15 protein-coding genes and 1 riboswitch are annotated in these 23,488 nt (G+C 65.5%); of the genes, 5 read left to right on the top strand and 10 right to left on the bottom strand.

The window, feature by feature from the left end:
* From QZY44_RS01080 to QZY44_RS01050, 7 genes are all read right to left on the bottom strand, one after another.
* On the bottom strand, positions 1-2,676 hold a 2,676-nt coding region (locus tag QZY44_RS01080; RefSeq protein ID WP_295441022.1), incomplete at its 3' end, for a response regulator.
* Positions 2,677-2,704: 28 nt separating this feature from the next.
* Positions 2,705-5,224: a PAS domain S-box protein gene (locus QZY44_RS01075; RefSeq protein WP_295441019.1), complete on the bottom strand. Its 2,520-nt coding sequence runs from the start codon at positions 5,222-5,224 to the stop codon at positions 2,705-2,707.
* Positions 5,221-7,002 carry a GGDEF domain-containing response regulator gene (locus QZY44_RS01070; RefSeq protein WP_295441016.1) on the bottom strand — a complete coding sequence of 594 codons (1,782 nt, stop codon included), beginning with the start codon at positions 7,000-7,002 and terminating at the stop codon, positions 5,221-5,223. Before QZY44_RS01070 ends, QZY44_RS01075 begins: the two co-directional genes overlap by 4 nt.
* Entirely contained in the window at positions 6,992-7,780 is a 789-nt protein-coding gene (locus QZY44_RS01065) for a hypothetical protein (RefSeq protein WP_295441013.1), read from the bottom strand. Before QZY44_RS01065 ends, QZY44_RS01070 begins: the two co-directional genes overlap by 11 nt.
* 57 nt (positions 7,781-7,837) lie before the next feature.
* Entirely contained in the window at positions 7,838-11,365 is a 3,528-nt protein-coding gene (locus QZY44_RS01060) for a response regulator (RefSeq protein WP_295441010.1), read from the bottom strand.
* A gap of 11 nt (positions 11,366-11,376) precedes the next feature.
* Entirely contained in the window at positions 11,377-12,054 is a 678-nt protein-coding gene (locus QZY44_RS01055) for a histidine phosphatase family protein (protein WP_295441007.1), read from the bottom strand.
* A gap of 26 nt (positions 12,055-12,080) precedes the next feature.
* Positions 12,081-13,253 carry a two-component system response regulator gene (locus QZY44_RS01050; protein WP_295441005.1) on the bottom strand — a complete coding sequence of 391 codons (1,173 nt, stop codon included), beginning with the start codon at positions 13,251-13,253 and terminating at the stop codon, positions 12,081-12,083.
* 134 nt (positions 13,254-13,387) lie between these two features.
* On the opposite strand from QZY44_RS01050, the gene QZY44_RS01045 reads away from it, so the two are divergent.
* The 4 genes from QZY44_RS01045 to QZY44_RS01030 are packed head-to-tail and all read left to right on the top strand — an operon-like array spanning position 13,388 to position 17,877.
* On the top strand, positions 13,388-13,978 hold the full coding sequence (locus QZY44_RS01045) for a 2-oxoacid:acceptor oxidoreductase family protein (protein WP_295441024.1): 591 nt from the start codon (positions 13,388-13,390) through the stop codon (positions 13,976-13,978).
* Positions 13,962-15,215, top strand: coding sequence for a transketolase C-terminal domain-containing protein (locus tag QZY44_RS01040; protein WP_295441003.1), 1,254 nt, complete (start codon positions 13,962-13,964; stop codon positions 15,213-15,215). The genes QZY44_RS01045 and QZY44_RS01040 overlap by 17 nt, the downstream gene beginning before the upstream one ends.
* A gap of 14 nt (positions 15,216-15,229) precedes the next feature.
* Positions 15,230-16,249, top strand: a complete 1,020-nt coding sequence (locus tag QZY44_RS01035) for a thiamine pyrophosphate-dependent enzyme (protein WP_295441000.1) — start codon at positions 15,230-15,232, stop codon at positions 16,247-16,249.
* Positions 16,249-17,877, top strand: a complete 1,629-nt coding sequence (locus QZY44_RS01030) for an NAD(P)-binding protein (RefSeq protein WP_295440996.1) — start codon at positions 16,249-16,251, stop codon at positions 17,875-17,877. Before QZY44_RS01035 ends, QZY44_RS01030 begins: the two co-directional genes overlap by 1 nt.
* Before the next feature lie 109 nt (positions 17,878-17,986).
* Here QZY44_RS01030 and QZY44_RS01025 read toward each other — a convergent pair whose 3' ends face one another.
* Together QZY44_RS01025 and QZY44_RS01020 are read right to left on the bottom strand one after the other, a co-directional pair.
* Positions 17,987-19,252 carry a hypothetical protein gene (locus QZY44_RS01025; protein WP_295440993.1) on the bottom strand — a complete coding sequence of 422 codons (1,266 nt, stop codon included), beginning with the start codon at positions 19,250-19,252 and terminating at the stop codon, positions 17,987-17,989.
* Positions 19,253-19,258: 6 nt separating this feature from the next.
* Entirely contained in the window at positions 19,259-21,562 is a 2,304-nt protein-coding gene (locus QZY44_RS01020; RefSeq protein WP_295440990.1) for an NADP-dependent malic enzyme, read from the bottom strand.
* Between the two features lie 553 nt (positions 21,563-22,115).
* Positions 22,116-22,194: riboswitch (cyclic di-GMP riboswitch) on the top strand.
* Positions 22,195-22,304: 110 nt separating this feature from the next.
* On the opposite strand from QZY44_RS01020, the gene QZY44_RS01015 reads away from it, so the two are divergent.
* On the top strand, positions 22,305-22,754 hold the full coding sequence (locus tag QZY44_RS01015; protein WP_295440987.1) for a bacteriohemerythrin: 450 nt from the start codon (positions 22,305-22,307) through the stop codon (positions 22,752-22,754).
* A 224-nt stretch (positions 22,755-22,978) separates the two neighbouring features.
* Here QZY44_RS01015 and QZY44_RS01010 read toward each other — a convergent pair whose 3' ends face one another.
* Positions 22,979-23,209 carry a hypothetical protein gene (locus QZY44_RS01010; protein ID WP_295440984.1) on the bottom strand — a complete coding sequence of 77 codons (231 nt, stop codon included), beginning with the start codon at positions 23,207-23,209 and terminating at the stop codon, positions 22,979-22,981.
* Between the last annotated feature and the right edge of the window lie 279 nt (positions 23,210-23,488).

Genomic DNA, 23,488 nt, shown 5'->3' with positions numbered 1-23,488 from the left:
CTTGCCTAGCAGTGAGCGATAGAGCCCCTCCTGTCCCAGACAACGCCGCAGCCCGGCCGCCGCGTCGAGTCCGGCGATGCCAGTCAGGTCCGGGGGCTCGGCCGGCGTCTGGGGGGGCGGCGCGATCGGTGCAGTGTCACCGCTGGTGCCGGCGGCGGGCCGCCTGGTCCACTGTAATAGCTTGGCCCACAACTCCTCGGGGTCGATGGGTTTGGCCACATGGTCGTTCATGCCCGCCGCGAGGCAGCGTTCGCGGTCGCTGGCCATGGCGTTGGCGGTCATGGCGACGATGGGGAGCTCGCGCCGGTGCGGGAGCCGACGGATGGCGCGGGTGGCGGCCAGCCCATCCATCACCGGCATCTGCACGTCCATCAGCACGCAGTCATAGTCATCCGCCGCGACCTTGTCCAGGGCGATCAGGCCGTTCGCCGCGAGATCGACGATGAGCCCGGCCTGGCGCAGCAATTCGATTGCGACCTCCTGATTCAGGTCGTTGTCCTCCACCACCAGGAGGTGCGCCCCGGCGATGGCGGCCAAATTGGTCCCCGGTCGGGCGGCGGGCGGCTCCGCCACGGTCGGCTCGCCGGCGGCGGCACCGAGGGTGCGTACCACGGTGTCGAACAGCAACGAGGGGGTCACCGGCTTGATCAGTACATCCTCGATCCCGGCCCCGGCGGCCGACTTGAGCAGTTCGTCGCGGCCATAGGCGGTGATGACCACCAGGTGCGGCGGGCGCTCCAGGCCGAGTCGACCGATGGCGCGCGCGGTGGCGATGCCGTCCATCACCGGCATCTGCCAGTCGAGGAAACAGCAGTCATAGGGTGCCCCGGCGGCGGCGGCGCGGGCGATCTCGGTGACGGCCGCGGTGCCCGTTGAGACGCTGACGGTCTCGAAGGTCATGCCGCGCAGCAGTTCGCTGATGACCTCGCCGGCATGGGCGTTGTCATCCACCACCAACATGCGCCGGCCACGCAGGTCCGGTGCCGGCAGTAGTGGACCGGTCTGCATGGCACCGCGACCGAGCCGGGCGGTGAACCAGAAGGTGGAACCGCGGCCCGGGGTACTCTCCACCCCTACCGCGCCCCCCATCATCTCGGCCAGGCGCTTGGCGATGACGAGCCCCAGGCCCGAGCCCCCATACTTGCGGGTGGTTGAGGTGTCGGCCTGCTGGAAGCTCTGAAAGAGCCGGTCGCACGCCTGCGGCGTGAGACCGATGCCGGTGTCGCGCACCGCGAACCTCAGCATGACCTCCTGCCCGCGCTCGGCCGCCACGGCGACCTCAATCGCGATTTCGCCCGCGTCGGTGAACTTTACCGCGTTGTTGGCAAAATTCACCAGCACCTGGCCCAGGCGCAGCGGGTCGCCGACGAAGTGGCCAGGCACGGTGTCGGCGATCTCGATGATCAGCTCCAGCCCCTTGGCCGCGGCCTTCTCGGCGATCAGGCTGACCACGCCGTCGAGTACCTGCGCCAATGCGAAATCGATGTACTCAATGGTGAGTTTGCCGGCCTCGATCTTGGAGAAATCCAGGATGTCGTTGAGGATACCGAGCAGCAGCCGGCTGGAGGTCTGGATCTTGGTCAGATAGTCGCGCTGGCGCGTCGTGAGCTCGGTCTTCAAGGCCAGATGCGTCATCCCCATGATGGCGTTCATCGGCGTGCGGATCTCGTGGCTCATGTTGGCCAGGAATTCGCTCTTGGCCGCCGTGGCGGCCTCGGCGGCGATCCGGCGGCGCCGCTCACGCAGGGTTTCGATGCCGAAGGTCAGATTGCGCGCCAACTCCTCCAGCAGCTTCACCTCATCCGGGCTGAAGGCATAGGGCTCGGTGGCATAGATGGTCAGTGCGCCCAGCACACGGTCTTTTCCGATCAGGGGCAGGGCGATACTGGCCTGGTAGCCGCGCTGCAAGGCCGCCGCCCGCCACGGGGCCATGACCGGGTTGTTGAGGCAATCCTGGTTGACCTGGGTGCTTGCGGTGCGGATGGCGGTACCGGTCGGCCCCCGCCCGATGGGGGTCGCATCGCTCCAGGAGATGCGCACGCGCTCCAGATAGTGTTCCTCATAGCCCCACTCGGCGACCGGACGGACCGAGCGCTCCGCGTCCGGTTCGGCGAAGCCGACCCAAGCCATGAGATAGCCGCCCTCTTCGCAGATCAGCCGACAGACCTCCTTGAGCAGGGCGTCCTTATCCTCGGCCTGGAACAGTGCAATGTTGCAGTCGGTGACCAGGCGCAGGGCGCGTACCGCCTTGTGGCTGGCCTGCTCGGCACGGTGCCGCTCGGTGATGTCGCGGGACAGGACGATGAAGGTCGGCGCCCCACCGTTGCGGGCGGGTTTGCGGGCGATCGAGAGTTCGAACCAGTGTGTGTCCGGTCCTGAGCGCGCGCTCCCGCCTTGGGGCAGGGCGAGCACCCGACCATAATCGCTCCCCCGCTCCCGGGCCGCGGCCAGTCCGGTGGCCACACAGTCGGCGGCTTCCGCGGGCAGGAAGTTGCGGATATTCTGTCCGACCAATTGCTGTGGGGCGACGGCCAACAGGGCCGTGTGTCCTGAGCTCGCCGTCAGACAGTGACCATCGGCGTCGAGCTCGAGCAGCAGGTCCGGGATGGCGGCGAGCGTGGCGGCCAACCGGTCGCGCGCCGCCGCCAGATCGTCATCGCTGTGATTGGAATTCATACGCTTGGCCGATGGGATGGCATGGTCATCACAGCGCCGCTGAGCGGCGGGCGATGGCTTCCTTCAGGGCGGCCAGCGCCGCGGCAAAGTCGAAGTCGTCGATGGCGGCACCGATCCGCGTGAAGTCCTCTCCCAAGGCCGCTCGCAACAGTGCCTCATGTTCATTGAGCAGGTCGCCGGCGGCGAATTCATCCGCCGCGAGCGCACTGGCCAGCCGCTTGCAAATCGCGCCGAGGCGCTCCTCATCGATCGGTTCGCCGGGGGCCGCCGCGGCGGGTGCCTCCTGTAAGCGCGCCCCGACGCCGGCCGTATGGGTCTGCGGTTCGTCCACACCTGGCCGGCGGTGACCGACGCCGGGCGGCGGCACCGGCGGCCGGGGCTCGGCTTGCCCGCGGCTCAAGCGGACGGTAAACCAGAAGGTGGAGCCGACGCCGGGGGTGCTCTCAACCCCGACCGTGCCACCCATGAGCTCGGTCAGGCGCCGGGAGATGACGAGCCCCAGCCCCGAGCCGCCATACTTGCGCGTGGTGGAACTGTCGGCCTGCTGGAAGTTCTGAAAGAGCCGGCCACACTGTTCCGGCGTGAGTCCGATACCGGTGTCGCGCACCGCGAAGCGCAGTTCGACCTCCGGCCCGGTGGCCTGCGTGAGCGTGGCGGCGATGGCGATCCCGCCCCGCTGCGTGAACTTCACCGCGTTGTCGGCGTAGTTGACGAGTATCTGGCCCAGGCGCCGCGGGTCACCGATGAGCTGCATCGGCACCGCGTCCGCGAGGTCGATGGTGAACTCCAGCCCCTTCGCGCTGGCCTTGTCGGCGATCGGTCCGATGACCTCGTCGAGTACCCGGGTGAGATCGAATGCGATATGTTCGATCGGCAGCTTGCCGGATTCGATCTTGGACAAATCGAGGATGTCATTGATGATACCCAATAGGTGTCGACTCGAACCCTGGATCTCTTGCAGATAGCCGCGCTGACGGGTGCTGAGTTCGGTCTTGAGCAGCAGATAGGCCATGCCCATGATGGCATTCATGGGGGTGCGGATCTCATGGCTCATATTGGCGAGGAAATCGGCTTTCATGCGCGCCGCCTCCTCGGCCAGGGCGCGGGCCTTGCGCAGTTGGAGCTCGAGCGTCTTGCGCGCGGTCATGTCGGTATGAATTCCGACCGCGCGGGTGGGTCGGCCCTGTTCATCCCGGCCGACGACCTTGCCGCGACTGAGAATCCATTTATAGTCGCCGTCCCTGGTGCGCATCCGAAATTCCAATTCATAGTGTCCGGGGGCGATCAGCTGCTGCTGCGCCATGGCGACGGTCGCCGCCCGGTCGTCGGGGTGCAGCAGCTCGACCCAATAATTGACCGTGCGGTCGGCGAAGTCGGCCGGATCATAACCCAGCATGCGGAAATAGGCCGCGGTGTAATAGGTCTCGCCGGTGGCGATGTTCCAATCCCAGAGTCCGTCGGTAGAGGCCTCCATGGCCAGCGTCAGGCGTTCCTGGCTGGTGCGCAGTTCCTCGGTGAGTCGCCGGCTCTCGGTGATGTCCTCAAGAATGCCGACCATGCCCTTGGAGAGATCCGCCGTATCAATGGCGTGGCCGGTCAAGCGTACCCAGAAATGGCTGCCGTCCCGGCGTACGACTTCCTGCTCGCGCCGATCGGTCCCACCGTGCGCGATTTGCGCATAGACCTCCCGGCCGACGGCAACGAAGGTCTCATCGTCGGGATACCAGATGCGGGTGGACTGGCCGATCTGCTCCCCGGGGGCATAACCGAACAGCTCGTCCGCCCGGCGATTGCAGCGCACGATCATCCGGTTCTTGAGCAGGACGATGCCGGCCGTGGCCGCATCGAACAGCGCCTGCTGTTCCTCATTGGCAGCGGCGAGTGCCGCGGTACGCTGGGTCACTTCCTGTTCCAATCGATCCCGATAGCGCTGCAATTCAATGGCCGCCTGCTGACGCTCGGTGACATCGCGTGACAGCAGAACCAGTCGCGGCTCACCGTCGGGCGCCCAGTGCTTGCGCGTCACCGCGATCTCGAACCAGTGCGGGCCATCGGGTAGCGGCAGCATCATGACCCGACCATAGTCGCTGCCGACGGCCATGGCCGCGGCCAGGGCCGTGCGCACGGTGTCGGCTGCGGCCGGCGGTAACACGTCCTGCACCGCCCGCCCGATCAGGGTCTCCTTCGGCGCCGCCAGCAGTGCATCGCGGGTCGAATAGACGTCGCGATAATGACCGGCCGCGTCGAATTCAAACAAGAGGTCGGGGATGGCCTCCAAGGTCGCGGCCAGCCGGTCGCGCGCCTCTTCACTGTCCTGTCTGGCCTGCTGCGCCTCTTGCAGTGCGCGTTCCAACGCCCGGGTATTTTCAGTGATACGTCCGCGCAGCCGCCGGTTCCACCACGCCAGTATCGCCAGGCCCAGGGTCAGCGCCAGGAGATCGTGGCCAATCAGTAAGACCTGCGACTGATCGGCGGCCAGGACATCGCCGCTCAGGACCCACCCGAGGGCCGTGCCGGCAAGCGCCCGCCAGTCGGTAGCGATCCTCATTGGTCGGCGGCGGGTGAATGGCCAGCCCGCAGAAAGTCGGTCATCGCCAGTGCCGGGAGCGGCCGGCTGATCAGATAGCCCTGCATGGCGTCGCAGTGAAGCTCCCGCAGGCACTGTGCCTGGTCCTGCGTTTCGATGCCCTCGGCAATGACCTGCAGCCCTAGGCTATGGCCCATGGCGATGATGCCCTTGACGATGGCGGCGTTGCCCTGGTTGCTGGTGACATCGCGGACGAATGAGATATCGATCTTGAGTTGATGCGCCTGCAGTTGCTGCAAATAGGCGAGCGAGGAGTAGCCGGTGCCGAAGTCATCGATCGACAGGCGCACGCCCAGTGTCTTGATCTCACGCAGTGCCTTGAAGGAGCGTTCGTGATCGAACATGACGCAGGACTCGGTGATTTCAAGCTCCAGGGCGTCGGGCGGGATGCCCGCCTCCTGCAATGCGCCGGCGACAGCATCGACCAGTTGGCCGCGATTCAACTGGACGGCGGAGACATTCACCGCGACCCGCGGCGGCTGGAGCCCGACCTCCGCCCATTCTCTCATCTGGCGGCAGGCATGCTTCAACACCCAGTCGCCGAGGCGTACGATCAGGCCGGTCTCTTCCGCCAATGGGATGAATTCATTGGGTGGGATCAGGCCGCGCACCGGGTGTTCCCAGCGCACCAGGGCCTCGAGTCCGATGAGTTCGCCGCTGCCAAGGTCCAGTTGGGGCTGATAGTACAGCCGCAATTCATCCCTCACGATGGCCTGGCGCAAATCGGTTTCGAGCGCCAGGCGGTCCTTGGCCCGGCGCGACATCTCCGGCGAGGAGAAACACAGTACCCCGCGGCCCTGCGTCTTGGCCTGATAGAGCGCCGCGTCGGCGTTGCTCTGCAGGGTCTCGGCATCCCGGCCATCGGCGGGATAGAGTGCGATGCCGATACTGGCGCCGACACCGATCGCCTGGCCGTCGAGTTCAAAGGGTTCGGCGAGGGCCTCGAGCAGTCGCTGCGCCGTCAGGTCGATGCCGGGAATTGACGGGTCGCGATCGAGGATGATGTTGAATTCATCGCCGCCGCTGCGGGCCATGGCGTCGAGATCGGGAAGCAGTGCGCGCAGCCGCCGGGTGACCTCGATCAGCAGGCGATCCCCGACACTGTGTCCCAGGCTTTCGTTGACCGTCTTGAAGTGATCGAGATCCACGAGCAGCAGACCGAACTCGGTTTTTCCATGCTCGGCCTGTTGGATCGCGTGAGCGAGCAATTCGCCGAACAGTGCGCGATTGGGTAACCCGGTCAAGGGGTCGCGGTGGGTGAAGAAATCGAGCTTTTTTTCACTCTGCTCCAGGCGTGCGGTGCGCTCCGCGACCAGTTGGGTCAATTCGCGCCGCAGGCGGGCGAGTTCCAGATGGGTGCGCACCCGGGCGCGGACCTCGTCGATATCGAATGGTTTGGTGATATAGTCGGCCGCGCCGAGTGCAAACCCCTTGACCTTGTCCTCAATGGCATCGACCACGGTGACGAAGATGACCGGAATGCGCTCACCCGCGGACGTGGCCTTGAGCCGCCGGCAGACCTCGTAGCCATCCATCTCCGGCATCATGATGTCGAGCAGGATCAGCTCGGGCGGCACCGGCCCAGCCGCCAGTTTGAGTGCCTTGGCCCCGCTGTTGGCGACCATGATCCGATAGTCGTCCTTGAGCGCCTCCAGTAGTCCATGAATGTTTTCCGGGACGTCGTCGACCACCAGCAGGGTAGGTGCCTGGTCGTGAGCGTGGGCGAGATCAGCAGTCACCAGGGTCCTCCGATCCGCGGCTGCGGGGATTGTCGGTCAGCAGTTGTTTCTGCAAAAGTATGATGGCGGTCAGCGCCTCGTCGATTGCGAACACCTCGGCCTGGGCGGCGATGGCGGCCAGCGCGCCTTCCCAGGGGGTGCCGCGCGTCCCGGCGTGCAGTTGCGCGAGCAAGGATTCGACCGCGCCCAAATCATACTCCAGTGCCTCGGCCAACGGCTCGAGTCGGGTGCGCAGCGCGGCGCTCGTGAGGGGCTCGGTGGCGGGTGCATGAATTGGCCCGGCGTCCGGCCCAAGGCGGTCGATGTCGTCGATGACCTCACGCAGCCGGGTGCGCAGCCGCTCCAGTAGTGCGGTGTCGGGCAGTGTCCCTAACCGCAGTTGGCGGTCGACAGTGCCCAATGTTTCGTATAGTGCAGTGGCGCCAAGGTTGCCGGTGATGCCCTTGAGTGTATGACACCAGGCGTGCGCCGGTGCTGCGCCTTGTTGCGTCATGAGGCGCTGCAGTTCGTCGACTGCATCCGCATAGTGTTCGCGGAAGCGCCGCAATTGCTTGCGATAGGCATCCGCCTTGCCGCCCATGCGCCGGAGACCCGCGCGCGTGTCGAGGCTCGTCAATGCCAGCAGCTCGGGTGGGGGCTCACCCGTCGCCGCCGGCTCGGGGGGTGTTTCTGGCGGGACCGTTGGCTGATTGCCTGGCGCCGCCGGGGGTTGGATCTGCCGCGGCAGGCCGGTCGGCAGCTGCGCGGGGTCGCGCGGTGTGTGGGCGTGGTCATTCATCCCGGCGGCCCGGGATCGTTGCCGTCGGCCGCGCGCCGCAGTCGCTGCGCATGATGATCAAGGCTGCGCCGCCGGCAATGTGGCGACGGCGGCACGCAGGATGGACAGTGCCTGGTCGAAGTCGAATGACTCGATGGCCTCATTGAGTGTGGCGCCGGCGTCGCCGAGCGCGGCCGCGAACAGCGCCTCGTGTTCGCGCAAGACGGTCGCGCTGGTCATATCGTCGTTGGCCAGCAGGGTCTCCAGTCGCGCGGTCAGGGCGCGGACCTGACCCCAGTCGAGCCGCTGGGTGGGCGTGGGTGTGGCCTCGGGTGCGGGTAACTGCGCGTGCAGGGCCGCGGCCAGGGTCTGGAAGTCGGCCAACAGGGCGGCGGCGCGCGCCCTGAGTTCTGCCGCGGCGGCAACCGGGGCGCCGCCCTGCAAGTCGGCCTCCAGGGCGGCGGCGGCACTGCGCACCCGGGTGGCGCCGAAGGTGGCGGCGAGTCCCTTGAGGGTATGGGCCGCGCGGTGCGCGGTGGCGAAGTCGGCGGCGGTGAGCGCATCAAGCAGTTGCGTCGGCAAGGCACTGTCGGCGAACTTGCGCAGCAGCCGGGTATGCAGCTCCAGGCGCTGTGCCGCGGCGGGGCCGGCGGCGGGGTCGAGTCCGTCGATGGCGGCAAGGCGTGTGCGCAGGTCTGCCGCGGCGGCATCCGACGCGGCCGGCGTGCTGGCCGGCGCTGTCGGCCTGGCGCTGGTGTTGCCGCCCGCGGTGGCTGGCGGCCCCGGCAGCCAGTCCAGCAAGGCGCGGTAGAGCGCCTCCGGTTCCACCGGCTTGGCGATATGGCCGTTCATACCGGCCGCCAGACAGCGCTCGCGATCCTCGCTGAAGGCATTGGCGGTCATTGCCAGGATCGGGGTCGCCGCGCGCCCCGGCAGTGCGCGAATCAGCCGCGCGGCGGTCAGGCCGTCCATCACCGGCATCTGAATGTCCATCAGGATGAGGTCGTAGGCGGTCGCGCGCGCCTTCTCCACCGCCGCCTGGCCATCGTCCGCGAGATCGACCTCGAAGCCGACGTTGGTCAGCAGTTCGACCGCTACCTCCTGGTTGATCGGGTTGTCTTCGGCCAGCAGGAGCAGGCCGCCGACGCGTCGGCGCAGCCGCTCTTCGGCCTCGCCGACCGCGAGCTGGGGTGCCTCGGCGCGGCGACCGGAGAGTGTGTTCTGCAACGCATCGAACAGGATCGAGGGCGTCAGCGGCTTCTGCAAGACATCGAAATAGCCGCTCGCGGCCAGGGCGTCCGGTTTCACGGCCTCCGGATAGGAGGTTACCAGCAGGCGCGCCGGCGGCTGCAACTGTGGCGCGGACTGGAGCTTGAGTCCCATCTCCAGGCCGTCCATTCCCGGCATTTGCAAGTCCACCAGCAGCAGGTCATAGGGCTCGCAGGCGGCCGCGGCCTGCGTCAATTGCGTCAGCCCGGCGGTCGCATCGGCGGCGGCGCTCACCTGCATGCCGAAGAGACTGAGCATCGCCACCAGTGACTCACGCGCCTCGGGAAGATCGTCGACCACCAGCGCGCGCAGACCCTGGGTCTGCGCGGCCCGCAGCGGCTGGGGCTTGCGGCCGCGGCTGTGACCCATGGGCACCTCGATCCAGAAGGTACTGCCGTGTCCGGGTTCGCTCACGACGCCGATGCGCCCGTCCATCAGTTCGGTCAGGCGACGCGAAATGACGAGTCCCAGCCCGGTGCCGCCGTATTTGCGCGTGGTGGAGCTGTCGGCCTGCGCGAAGGGCTGGAACAGTCGGTCCTGTTGCTCCGGGGTGAGTCCGATGCCGTTGTCGGTGACCGCGAACCGCACCACCAGTCCGTCCGGGGTGTCGCCGACCACACTGGCATTGATGCTGATACTGCCGTGTTCGGTGAACTTGACCGCGTTACTGGCAAAGTTGAGCAGGATTTGCCCCAGGCGCAGGCCATCGCCAACGAGCATCGGCGGCAGGGTGCGCAGATTGACCACCAACTCGATCTGCTTGGCCTCGGCCTTGTCCCGGATCAGGTTACAGACATTGCCGACGATGCGCTCGGGGGCGAAGTCGGTGCGCTCCAGTTCCAGCTTGCCGGCCTCGATCTTGGACAGATCGAGTATATCGTTGATGATGGTGAGCAGATGATTGGCGGCGGCGGCGATCTTGGCGAGCCGGTCATGGTGACGGGGATTGGCGGTCTCGCGGGTGAGCAGATGCGTGAGCCCGATGATGGCATTCATCGGGGTGCGGATCTCATGACTCATGTTGGCGAGGAACTCGCTCTTGCTGCGGTTGGCGGTCTCCGCCAGGTCCTTGGCGGCCATCAACTCGCCGGTACGCTCTGCCACCAATTGCTCCAGGTGTTCGCGGTACCGCTGCAATTGCGCCTGCGCGGCCTTCTCCTCGCTGATGTCGTTCCAGACCCCCAGCAGATAGTCGCGACCGCCTTGGCGGATCATGCGCAGGCTGACCCGGGCGTCGAACAGGCTGCCGTCGCGGCGGCGGTGGCGGTTCTCGAACCGGGCGCCAGCCGGGGTGGCCGCCGCCTCCCGCATCACCGCGGTGACCTCGGCCGGCGGCAGGTCCTCCTGGACCTGCGCGACCGTCAGAGCCAACTGTTGCTCACGCGTATAGCCCAGCATCCGGCAACTGGCCGCGTTGACCCGGATATAACGCAGGGTCTGGGGGTCGACCAATTCAATGGCGTAGGGGGCCTCGTCGATGATGGCATTCATCAGTGCCCGATCGTCGGCCTGGGCGGCGGCGGCCCGGCGGCTCGCCAGGAGCGCATCCCGGAAGGCGAGCACCGAGTGCGCCATGTCGCGCAAGACACTGCCCGCGCTCTGGCTGATGGCCTCGACGCTCGCCAGTGCCGGGGCATCGACATCGCCGGCGGCCAGGCGTTGCAGGCTGGTGGTGACGGTGGACAGGCGCTGGGTCACGCGGCGGATCGCGATCAACCAGAGCAGCAGCAGGGCGGCCAGCAGCGCGCCGCTGACCACCGCGGTGCCGATGACCTCGCGATCGAAGGCCCTGGACAAGGCGCTGCTGTGACGGGCGGCCGCCTCGGCAAAGGCACCGGCCAGGTGGTGGGTATGGGCGGACAGGCCCACATAACGGCTGGCGGCCTGATAGGTATTGTGCAATGCGCCCGCCGGGTCGACCGCGGCGAGATCGGTCGCCTGGGTGATGAACTGGCGATAGGCGTCGAAATCCTCCCGGGCGTCGCTGCTGTCGGGGTCCTGTTGCAGCAGGGTCGTCAATTGCGGTTCGAGTGCCGCGAGACGGTCGATCACTTCACTATGGAGGTGGTAGATGCGACCCTCGTCGAGTTGGCCACCGCCCGCCTGTTCCAGCGTCTTGCTGACCAGGTTCTGGATCGCGGCGAGCTCGCGGTTGAAGTCGACGCCGATATTGATGAGATCGAGATCGCGGCGCTGCTCCAGACCGGCGGTCATTTGTCTCGCCTTCAGACTGTAGAGCGAACCCAGATTGAGTGCGGCCGCCGCCAGGGCCACCAAGGCGACCGGCAGGAAATAGAGCACTAATAAGGGTGAGACCTTGGGCGGGCGCAGGCGCATGCTGGTCGCGCTCAGTGCAGCAGCGCGGGCCAGAGACTGGGCGGGATACTGGCGACATACTCGAAACCGGCGTCGCCCCGCGGGCGGAAGATGACGAGCGTTGCCTCCTTGGGGAAATAGCCGATGAGATCCATCAGGTTGGGCGCGTGTGCGACCAGCAGTCGGTTGCTGCCCGCCGCGACCGGGGCGGACAGGAGCCGTTTGGTGTTGGCGAGGATCGGTGCCTTCTGCGCCGAGGTCAGGTTGGCGACATAGATCAGGTCCGGGTCGACCGTATAGGGTCGGTCCGGGCCCAGGACCGCGGCCGCGCTCTCCTTGGCACGGCACAGGGGACTGACATGGACGTCGCCGATGGGGATGCGTGCGCGGCGCAGCGCCGCCCCGACCTGGGTAGAGACCTCAAGCCCGGCCGCGGTCAGCGGGCGTTGGGTGCTGCAGTCGTTCAGATCCAAGCTCGGTACCCGGTCCGGGCGGGAATTGTCGGTGTAGCCGTGGCGCAGATAGAGGACAAAACCGCCGGTGCGCAATGGTTCGAGCAGCGCCGGCGTGGCGGGGATTTCGTTGAAGGTCGCCGCGGCAGCCGGCACGCCCATCGCGGGGGACGGCTCGGCCGCCAATGTCGGCAGCGCGACCCTGGTCAACGCGGCCAGCGCCACGAGCGCAGTACAAATCGTCTTCGTTGCAGTCATGGGCGAATGATTCTCCGTTGCGCGGCTCAGGGGGCCGATGGTGACTCGGGGTCGACATAGCGGGCGGCGATCTCGGCGAACTGGTCGCGGCAGGCCACGAAGGCATCGACGACCTCCGGATCGAAATGGGTCCCGCGGCCTTCCATGATGATTTGCGTGGTCTGCGCGAGTCCCATCGGGGGCTTGTAGACACGCCGCGTCATCAGTGCGTCGAAGACGTCGGCGAGCGCCATCAGTCGTGCCGACACCGGAATGGCGTCCCCGGCGAGTCCCGCCGGGTAGCCGCTGCCGTCCCACTTCTCGTGGTGGTTGAGTGAGATCTCGCGGGCGACCTCCAGGAAGGCGAAGGCGCCGATGGCCTGTTTGGCGGCCGCATCGTCCGCCGCGTCGAGCGCCTGATGCATCGCCTTGTCGATGGCGTTGGCCCCGATGGTGGGGTGCAGCTTCATGACCGCGAACTCCTCGGTGGTGAGGCGCCCCGGCTTGAGCAGCGTGGCGTCGGGTACGCCGACCTTGCCGATGTCGTGCAGCGGTGCGGCCTTCACGATCATGCCCAGACGGGGGGCGGCCAAGGTGTCGCGGTACCGGGGGTCGGGGGCCAGGTAGCGGGCGAGGATCTCCACATAGGCTTGGGTGCGCACGATGTGCTGGCCGGTCTCGTTGTCGCGGGCCTCGCCCAGACAGGCCAGGGCACGCACGCTGAGATCCTGGATCAGCAGGTTCTCGCTCATGCGCCGCGCCACCTCGCGCTCCAGCCACTGGTTCTGGTCGGCCAGACGGTCACGCGCGTGCTTGAGTTCCAGATGGGTGCGCACCCGCGCGAGCGTGATCGCCGGGTTGATCGGCTTGGTGATGTAGTCCACCGCGCCGAGTGCCAAACCGTGTTCCTCGCTTTCGGAGCTGTCCATGGCGGTGACGAAGATGACCGGAATCGCCTGGGTCGCCGGGTCCGCGTGCAGGCGCGCGAGCACCTCGTAGCCGTCCATTTCGGGCATCATGACGTCGAGCAGAATCAGGTCCGGCGGTTGGGCGGCGGCCGCGCGCAGGGCACGCTCGCCTGAGTTGGCCGCGCGTACGCGATACAGCGGCAGCAGCAACTCACCCAGTAACGTCAGATTTTGTGGCGTATCGTCGACGATCAGGATGGTCTGTTTCGGTGCGTCCGGTGGGGACCGCTCCGACCGTGTGCTGGTGTTCATGGCATGCCTTATGCAGGTCGTATGGGGTCCGCGCCTGCCCCGGAAATTTTAGGTGCAAATCCGGTGTCCGACTGTTACATAGTGCTCGGGACTTTCCGGTACCACAAACTAGAATCGAGGAGGACACCATCGTGATGTTTCAGGTCCGCATCCACGGTCGCGGCGGCCAAGGCTGCGTTACAGGCGCGGAGATGCTCTCCATCGCCGCCTTTTTGGAAGGCAAACACGCCCAGGCGTTCCCGAGCTTCGGCTCCGAGCGCACCGGTGCACCCGTGGTGGCGTTCTGCCGCATCTGCGATCGTGAGATCCGGCTGCGCGAGCCCATTATGCAGCCCGACGGACTCATCATCCAGGACCCTACGCTGCTCTACCAGGTAGACGTCTTCAGCGGGCTGGTCCCGGACGGCTTTGTACTCATCAACTCCAAGAAGAACTTCGACGATCTCGGCATCAGCGAGCGTTTCAGCGGTTGGCATCATTCGCATCTGTGTACGGTGCCGGCCACCGAGATCGCCATGGAGCACATCGGGCGCCCGCTGCCGAACGCCATCCTGCTCGCCGGCTTTGCGGCCATGAGTGGGGCGGTCTCGCTGGAGTCTGTCCATGCAGCGATCAGGGATAAATTCTCCGGCAAGATTGCCGACGGCAACATCTCGGCCGCCAGCGCGGCCTACGACTATGTGAAAAAAGAGACGGAGGATTACGACCGTGCTGACACAATGTGAAGGCTCCCACGCGGTCGCCGCGACCGTGGCCCTGTGCCGGCCGGAGGTGATCTGCGCCTACCCGATCTCGCCCCAGACCCATATCGTCGAGGGCCTGAGCGAAATGGTACGCGACGGAACCTTGCAAGGCTGTGAATTCATTAACGTCGAGTCCGAGTTCGCCGCCATGTCGGTCGCCATCGGCTCGTCCGCCACCGGTGCCCGTTCCTACACGGCGACCGCGAGCCAAGGCCTGCTGTTCATGGCCGAGGCGGTCTGGAATGCCTCCGGTCTTGGCCTGCCGATCGTGATGACGCTGGCCAACCGCTCGATCGGCGCCCCGATCAATATCTGGAACGACCACACCGACGCGATGTCCATGCGCGATGCGGGCTGGCTCCAGCTCTTCGCCGAGAACAACCAGGAGGCGGCCGATCTGCATATTCAGGCCTTCCGTCTGGCGGAAGAGCTCTCGCTGCCGATCATGGTCTGCATGGATGGCTTCATCCTGACCCACGCCTACGAGGGTGTGGACATCCCGACGCAGGAGCAGGTGGACGCCTACCTGCCGGCCTATGAGCCGCGCCAGGTGCTCGATCCGCGTGAGCCGGTCTCCATCGGGGCCATGGTGGGCCCGGAGGCCTTCACCGAGGTGCGCTACCTGGCGCACGCCAAGCAGATGCAGGCGCTCGAGCTGATCCCGCAACTGGCGGCCGAGTTCCAGCAGCAGTTCGGCCGGGATTCGGGTGGGCTGATCCGTACCTATCGCACCGAGGACGCGGATACCATCGTGGTGGCCCTGGGCTCGGTGCTGGGGACGATCAAGGACACGATCGACGACCTGCGCGAGGAGGGACACAAGATCGGCGTGCTCGGGATCACTTCCTTCCGCCCCTTCCCGACCGCCGAGATCCGCGATGCGGTGAGTCATGTCCGCCGCGTGGTGGTGGTGGAGAAGTGCTTCGCGGTGGGGGTCGGCGGTATCGTTGCGCGCGATGTGCGCACGGCGATGCGCAATCGGCCGCAGCCGCTCTATACGGTGGTCGCCGGGCTCGGCGGGCGCGCCATCACCAAGGCCTCGCTAAACCAACTGTTCCTGACCGCGATGATGGACAAGCTCGAGCCGTTGACCTTCCTCGATCTGGACCATCAGGCCATCAACCGGGAGCTGGAGCGCGAGCGCCTGACGCGCCGTTCGGGGCCGATCGCCGAAAACCTGCTGCGCGACCTGGGTGTCGTGGCCGCCCGCGTCGGTTGAGCGAGGAACACAATATGACAGCCACTACCGTCAAGTTTTATCAGACCGGTACCCATACCGTCGGCAACCGTCTGCTCGATCCCGAGCAGCGTTCGGTCCAGGCGGACATGCGGCGCACCAACTCGCTCAACTCCGGCCACCGTGCCTGTCAGGGGTGCGGCGAGGCGCTGGGTGCGCGCTATGCCATTGACGCCGCCATGCAGGCGTGTGACAACCAGCTGATCGCGGCCAATGCCACCGGTTGTCTGGAGGTCTTCTCCACGCCCTATCCCGAGACCTCCTGGCAGATCCCCTGGATCCACTCGCTGTTCGGCAATACCGCGGCGGTCGCCACCGGGATCGCCGCGGCGCTGCGGGTGAAGGGGCGCAGCGAGGTCCGCGTGGTCGCCCAGGGTGGCGACGGCGGCACCACCGACATCGGCTTCGGTTGTCTGTCGGGGATGTTCGAGCGCAACGACGATGTGCTCTATATCTGCTATGACAACGAGGCGTATATGAACACCGGGGTGCAGCGCTCCTCGGCCACGCCAGGGGCGGCGCGCACCGCCACCACCCCGGCGGTCGGGCCGGCGCCCGGCAATGTCTTCGGGCAGGGCAAGAACCTGCCGCTGATCGCCATGGCCCACGAGATCCCCTATGTGGCTACCGCGATCGTGTCCGAACTGCGCGACCTGGAGGCCAAGGTGCGGCGTGCCATGGAGATCCGCGGTGCCCGCTATATCCATGTGTTCGTGCCCTGTCCGCTGGGCTGGGGTATCCGTTCCGATCAGACGATTGCCATCGCCCGGTTGGCCAAGGAGAGCGGGGTCTTCCCGGTGATCGAGGCCGAGCACGGCGAGTTGACCGGCGTGTCCAAGATCCGCAAGCAGTTGCCGGTGGAGGACTATCTGAGGCCGCAACGGCGCTTTGCGCATCTGTTCGGGCCGCAGCCCAATACCACGGCGATCGCGCGTATTCAGGCCCAAGCCGATCGCAACATCCGGCGCTTCGGGTTGGTCGATGCGCCGGCCGCCGCCGCCGCAGGAGTTGAGTAATGGAAAAACCCTTTGCAATCACACTCGATGTTGGCTCTTCACTGGCCAACAAGACCGGCTCCTGGCGCACCTACCGCCCGCGCTATGTGGATCGGCTGCCACCCTGTAACAACGCCTGTCCGGCCGGTGAGAACATCCAGGGGTGGCTCTACCACGCCGAATCCGGTGACTACGAACAGGCGTGGCGCGTCCTGACTCAGGACAACCCGATGCCTGCCGTGATGGGCCGGGTCTGCTATCACCCTTGCGAGGGCAAGTGTAACCGCGGCGAGCTCGATGAGTCGGTCGGCATCAACTCGGTTGAGCGTTTCCTGGGCGACCAGGCGATCAAGCTCGGCTGGAAGTTCGCGCCGCCTGCCACGGCCTCCGGCAAGCGGGTGCTGGTGGTGGGTGCCGGCCCGTCCGGGCTGTCCGCCGCCTACCACCTGGCGCGCCTGGGGCACCAGGTGACCATCCACGAGGCGGGCCCCTTTGCCGGCGGCATGATGCGCTTCGGTATCCCGACCTATCGGCTGCCGCGCGATGTGCTGGAGGCGGAGGTTGCGCGCATTCTGGATCTCGGTGTGACGCTTGAGCTCAACACCAAGGTCGAGAATATCGAGGCGTCCATGCAGGCCGGTGGGTTCGATGCGGCCTTCCTCGCCGTCGGTGCCCACATCGCTAAGCGGGCCTATATCCCGGCCGGCGAGGCGGCCCGGTTGCTCGATGCCATGCAGGTACTGCGCGGCATGGAGGGTGAGGAGAAGCCGATGCTGGGGCGGCGTGTGGTGGTCTACGGCGGCGGCAACACGGCGCTCGACGTGGCGCGCACCGCCAAGCGCCTGGGCGCCACCGATGCCATCATCGTGTATCGGCGTACCCGCGAGAAGATGCCCGCGCATGACTTCGAGGTGGAGGAGGCGCTGCAGGAAGGTATCCTGATCAAGTGGTTATCGACCATCAAGAACATGTCCGACGAGGGTACCCTGACGGTCGAGAAGATGGAGCTCGACGAGAAGGGCTTCCCGCAACCCACCGGCGAGTTTGAAACGCTGGAGACCGACTCGCTGGTGCTCGCCTTGGGGCAGGATGTGGACCTGTCGTTGTTGGACGGGGTGCCGGGGCTGGAGATCAAGGATGGCGTGGTGCAGGTCGGCCCCAATATGATGACCGGGCGCCCGGGCATCTTTGCCGGCGGTGACATGGTTCCTTCGGAGCGCACCGTCACCATCGGTATCGGCCACGGCAAGAAGGCGGCGCGCAACATCGATGCCTGGCTGCGCGGGGAGGTCTATGAGCCCGTCCCCAAGCACCAGCTGGCCGAGTACAAGAGGCTCAATACCTGGTATTACGAAGATGCGCCCAAGACGGTGCAGCCGACGCTGGACCAGGCGCGGCGCCAATCGACCTTCGATGAGGTGGTCGGTGGCTTGGACGAGACCAATGCACTATTCGAGGCGCGGCGTTGCCTGTCCTGCGGCAACTGCTTCGAGTGCGACAACTGCTATGGCGTCTGCCCCGACAATGCCGTGATCAAGCTCGGCCCCGGGATGCGCTTCGAGTTCAACTTCGACTACTGCAAGGGGTGCGGCATCTGTAGTGCGGAGTGTCCGTGCGGGGCGATTAGCATGGTGCCGGAGAACGCCTGACCTCGCTGGCAGGCGGCCGGACGGGGCGCACGCCCCGTCCGGCATTGCGCCGAAATTCCGGAGTTTGCACCACCAAGGCACAAAGATCACAAAGCAGCGCATGGCCGTGTCACGGCCGGGCATTGAGCCGGCGTATCTTGCTGACATCCTTCGCGCTGATCTCCATGGTGATCGTGCCGTCCTGGCGCACTTGCTTGAGGTAGAGCGAGCCGTTCTCGGTGCTGTCAATGATGCCCCGGCGCTCATGGCCATCGCGCAGCGTAATCAGTACCGGGCAGCCCAGGCACCGCGGCAGGTCGGTGAAGCGCAGTTCGGCGGGCAGGTCGTCCCCGGGCTGGTGCGATTTCTGAGCGTCGCTCGGCACCGGCTTGGGTGGCGGGCCAGGGGTGGTCGTGAACCCAAGGTCGGTGATCGCGGAGCCGTTTAGCGCGACTTGCATGCCCAGCAGCTGCGGTACGTCCTCGGCGCGATATTTCTTGACGCTGGCCAATTCAAATCCGTCCGGCAGCGTGATCTGCACCGTGACCTCTTCGGCGCCGATGAATCCTTGTAGTAGGGTACGAATTCCGAAGCCCGGAATCAGGCCGATGTCTTGCAGATAGGCGCGGTCGTTCTCGGCCAGGAGGGTGGAGACAAACCGATCGATCGGCAGGCGACTGTTGTCGGCGCAGATCTGCTGCGCTTGGCCGGCGTACAGCGGATCCAGTGAGGCGGTCACGACCACCGTTTCGAGTGCCGCCGTATTGCGAAGACTGGCCAGCATCTCCCCGACCTGGCGATAACGCAGTTCGACGGCCAGCGCGCCGTACCCTTGCTGGCGCCACCGCAGGTGGATTGACGCGGTGCCTGGGAGCTCGCCGGTTTGCATCAAAAACTCGACGCTGGTGACGATCTGCGCCGGCATCAGTGACTTGAGTATGCCCTCCATCAGCACGATCCCGGCGATGCCGCAGGCCAGCCCGTTGTCGGGCGGGGGCCTGTCTTTGCCGTTGAGCTTGCCGATCTGCTCCCAGATCGGTCCGTCGGCGGCCACCCGGATGCCGGTGAATTCGAGTCCCAGGCGTTGCGGGATCTTGCCCTCGCGCAGCGATTGTGAGCCGTGCAAGATGAAGTCGATCCCCGGCGTCCTGACCGCGACGCGATCGATACGGATGACGTCCTGGATCTCCCGCGGCGCGAATGTCAGGTCGCTGACCTCAATGGTGCCGCTCGGGCCGATACTGAGGCTGCCATAGCCGAAGTCGGCGATCGGCGCGATCGCCTCGGCAAAGCGGTTGAGGCTGGCGCGCGTCTGGAACCAGACCGACCCATAGGCCAAGCCATAGGCCGCGATTGGAATCGCCGCGATCAGCAGCAGCACTGTTCTTGGTTTCATGGTCGGTTACCGCGCGGCCGCGGCGCTCGCCACCGCCAGGGCCGTCATGTTGAGCAGTCGGCGCACCGTGGCCGCGGGCGTGAGGATGTAAGCGGTGGCCGCCGCACCCATCAGGATCGGGCCCACCGTGACACCACCGCTGATGGTGGTCTTGAGCACGTTGTAGAGGATGTTGGCCGAATCGAGGCTTGGGCAGATCAACAGGTTGGCTGAGCCGCTGAGGGTGGAGTCGCTAAGATAGCGGTTGCGGATGTCTTCTTCCAGCGCGGCGTCGCCCTGCAACTCGCCATCACAGTCGACCTCCGGGTGGCTGGCCAGGAACAGGTCACGCGCCAGGCGCATCTTCTGGGCCGACGCCCGTTTGGACGAGCCGAAGCAGGAATGGGAGAGGAAGGCCACCTTGGCCGGCAGGCCAAAGCGCCGGACCTCCTGCACGGCCATCCAGGCGATTTCCGCCAGCTGCTCCGCACTGGGGTCCTCGTTGACATAGGTGTCGGTAATGAACAGGGGCCCGCGATCGGTCATGAGCGCATTGAGCGCGGCGTAATTGCTCACCCCCGCCTTCTGACCGATGATGTTATGGATGCATTCGAGATGGATCTCGAAGGTGCTCACCATGCCGCAGATCATGGCGTCGGCATCGCCCAGGGCGACCATCAGGGCACCGATGCGGGTGTTGGAGCGGCGCACCGCGGCCTTGGACTCCGCCGGGTTGCCGCCATTGCGGCTCATGCGCTGGTGGTAATACTCCCAGTATTGGCGGAAGCGTGGGTCGTCTTCGGGATTGGCGTAGTCGACATCGACCCCGAGTCGCATGCGCAGGCCGGCCTTCTCGATGCGGGCGTTGATCACTGCCGGGCGTCCGATCAGGATGGGCCGGGCCACCTGCTCATCGATCGCCATCTGGGCGGCACGCAGCGCCCGTTCGTCCTCGCCGTCGGCATAGGCCACGCGCTTTCGCTCATCCGGCAGGGCCTTGGCGGCATTGAATACCGGGCGCATGAGCATGCCGGTCTGATGGACAAAGAGTGACAGGCTTTCCTTATAGGTCTGGATGTCGCTAATGGGGCGGGTGGCCACCCCTGAGTCGGCGGCGGCCTGCGCCACGGCGGGTGCGATCCGCAAGATCAGGCGCGAGTCGAACGGCTTGGGGATCAGGTACTCGGGGCCGAACGTCAGGTCCTGCCCGGCATAGGCGGCGGCCACTTCATCACTGGTCTCGCTCTTGGCCAGATCGGCGATCTGGCGCACGCAGGCGAGTTTCATCTCGGGGGTGATCTTGGTGGCGCCGCAGTCGAGTGCGCCGCGGAAGATGTAGGGGAAGCACAGGACATTGTTGACCTGGTTCGGATAGTCCGAGCGGCCGGTGGCAATGATGCAGTCCGGCCGGGCGGCCTTGGCCAGTTCGGGGCGGATCTCGGGTTCGGGGTTGGCCAGGGCTAGGATGATGGGTCGCTCGGCCATGGTCTTCACCATCTCCACGGTCAGTACCCCGGGGGCGGAGCAACCCAGAAACACGTCGGCATCCTTCACGACATCGGCCAGGGTGCGTGCATCGGTGTCTTGGGCATAGCGGGTCTTGGATTCGTCGAACCCGCCGGGTCGGCCGGCGTAGATCACGCCCTTGGAATCGACCATGAAGACGTGTTCGCGCGCAATGCCCAGGCCGACCATCACGTCCACACAGGCGAGCGCTGCCGCGCCGGCGCCGGAGACAGCCAGTTTCACGGCGCCGATGGGCTTGCCGACCAGTTCCAGGCCGTTGAGGAGCGCCGCGCTGGAGATGATCGCCGTGCCGTGCTGATCGTCATGGAACACCGGAATGTTCATGCGCTTGCTCAGTTCGCGCTCGATGTAGAAGCACTCAGGCGCCTTGATGTCCTCCAGGTTGATACCGCCGAGCGTCGGCTCGAGCGCGGCGATGATCTCCACCAACTTGTCCGGGTCGCGCTCCGCCAACTCGATATCGAACACGTCGATGCCCGCAAATTTCTTGAACAGGCACCCCTTGCCCTCCATCACGGGCTTGCCTGCGAGGGGGCCGATGTCGCCCAGGCCCAGGACGGCGGTCCCATTGGTGATCACGCCCACCAAGTTTCCTCGTGATGTGTACTCGGCCGCGAGCGTCGGGTCGGCCTGGATGTCCAGGCAGGGGTAGGCCACGCCGGGCGAGTAGGCCAGCGAGAGGTCGTGCTGGTTCGACAGCGGCTTGGTCGGCATGACTGAAATCTTGCCGCGGGTCGGGCTGCGATGGTAATCGCGGGCGGCTTCGCGCAGTGCCTGTTCGGCGGTCGACAGCGTCTGGGTCATAGCAAAGGCTTCAAGGCGAGGGCGGTGATCGGGGGCCGCAGGATACCGGATTGCGGCGACGAGCGCCGCATGGGATCGGGGCGTCGCCTGATGCCTGTCGCGTGCCGGTGACCCGGGGCACCAGCCGCAACTTGTAGTTCTCGATCTTTCTCGCCCGCCTCCTGGGGTAACAAGATGGTCATGAAGGCCTGGACAATGTTCTCATCTTTTTTCATTTGATCCAGTAAAACACTACCCTAAGATTCACTTACGTGGGTGTGATCCGTGCATGGGCGGCAGACCCATCGGAAAACAAATGCTTCTTTAGTTGCTTATAGCTATTTCTTCACCCATCGGAAAACAAATGCTCCTTTGGCTGCTTATAGATATTTTTTGAATAACTGATTGAAGGTGACTGACTGACATTTAACAGAAGTTTTACAGTGATTTCCTTGAAACCAGGCACAAACAGACTATCTTGTATTAGGAATCTGACAGATTTTCCGACGAAACTAGAAACTATCTCTGGGTGAAGATGCAAGGCCCGGTCGTTAACGCGGGGGTCGCTTCATGAACAACCAAACGCCAAACCTATCGTGAGGTAGGGACGGAACGTCACGGGTCCTGGGACACAGGATAGCCGGACTGCCGAGGGTGACCATCGTGATGGTCGCGCGACGTGGTCTGGCTTTTTTTTTGGGCAGGTGAAATCGCGAACGGTCATGCGTCGTTATTCTGCGTCGCATGGCCCCAAGAGGTCCAGATGAAACACCTAATCGAGTGGTCCGACGCTTTGAACGTGGGAATCGACGACATCGACCATCGGCGCAAGCTGTTCGTTGGGATGGCCTACGAGATGCACGAGGCGATCCAGGCGCACCAGAGCGGCGAGGTGGTGGACGACGTGCTCGCGAGGCTCTCCGACTATACCAGGGTCCACTTCGCGGCCGAGGAGGACCTGATGCGTGCCATCGAATACCGAGGCTATAAGGCACACAAGGATGAGCATCAGGACCTGATTCGCAGCGTGGGGGAGCTCCAACGCAAGGTAGCTGCCGGCAAGGCCACCATCGGTTTTGAGCTGATGCACTTCCTCAAGGTCTGCCTCACCGATCACATCATGTGGAGTGATCAGCAGTATGTTGAGTGCGTCATCGACGCCAGGGGCAAGGCCAACAAGAAGCCCAGGGCCGGGCGCCTGTGGCAACGCTGAGATGACATGCGAGGTTTCGCCGCACTGGGGTGCGGTGCTCCCGAGCGCCCTGAAGGCCAACCTAAACGCGCCCTTCATGCGGACGATTGTTCAAACACCCAGGGGGCGTTCCAGTACCACCCGGAACGCTTCGGTGCCGCGGCTCTGAAAGGCCCGGGCCGAACCCCAGAGGTAGAGCCGCAAGCGGCGATAGAGCGCCTCTCCCCACTAGCGGATGAGTTCCTCTAGGCCTCGCAGATGCCGAGTTCATCGAGTCGGCGCAAGGCATTCAAGCCCTTGGAGTCCTTTACCACGACCGCCAGAGTGGGGGCCTGTTCGCCGAAACGCAACGTGTGGCCGTCCCATAAACGAATTTCCAGCGGGATCGTGATCTTGCGTAAGGATAGATGCCTCTGAATCAGCTCTTGGAATCCCTCGTCGGCCGGTGCCCCGTGGTCTTGCGCAGATTGGTTCATTGCCGGTGAACCCCAATGTGACTCTCAGGACTGACAAGACCTCTGACCAGCCATAGCGGCTGGCCTGGGGTCGCCGAACGCTTCAAGTCGCCGACGTACCGCTTTGCGCGAGTGGTGTACAAGGCAGCACCGGGACCTCGAGCATCGTTTCGGCCTCCATCCAGGTTCAAACTGGAGGTCGAGGCTTTACCGTGAAAGTCGCGCCGGGAGCGCGCTCCACTTCTCCCTCCCCTATTGGGGGAGGGCCGGGGAGGGGAACGGCCAAGGCGCCCGCCACTT

This window comes from uncultured Thiodictyon sp. (assembly GCA_903837595.1).
Classification (GTDB): domain Bacteria; phylum Pseudomonadota; class Gammaproteobacteria; order Chromatiales; family Chromatiaceae; genus Thiodictyon.
Note: the sequence above shows the minus strand (reverse complement) of the source record. Positions and strands in the feature narration are given on the sequence as shown.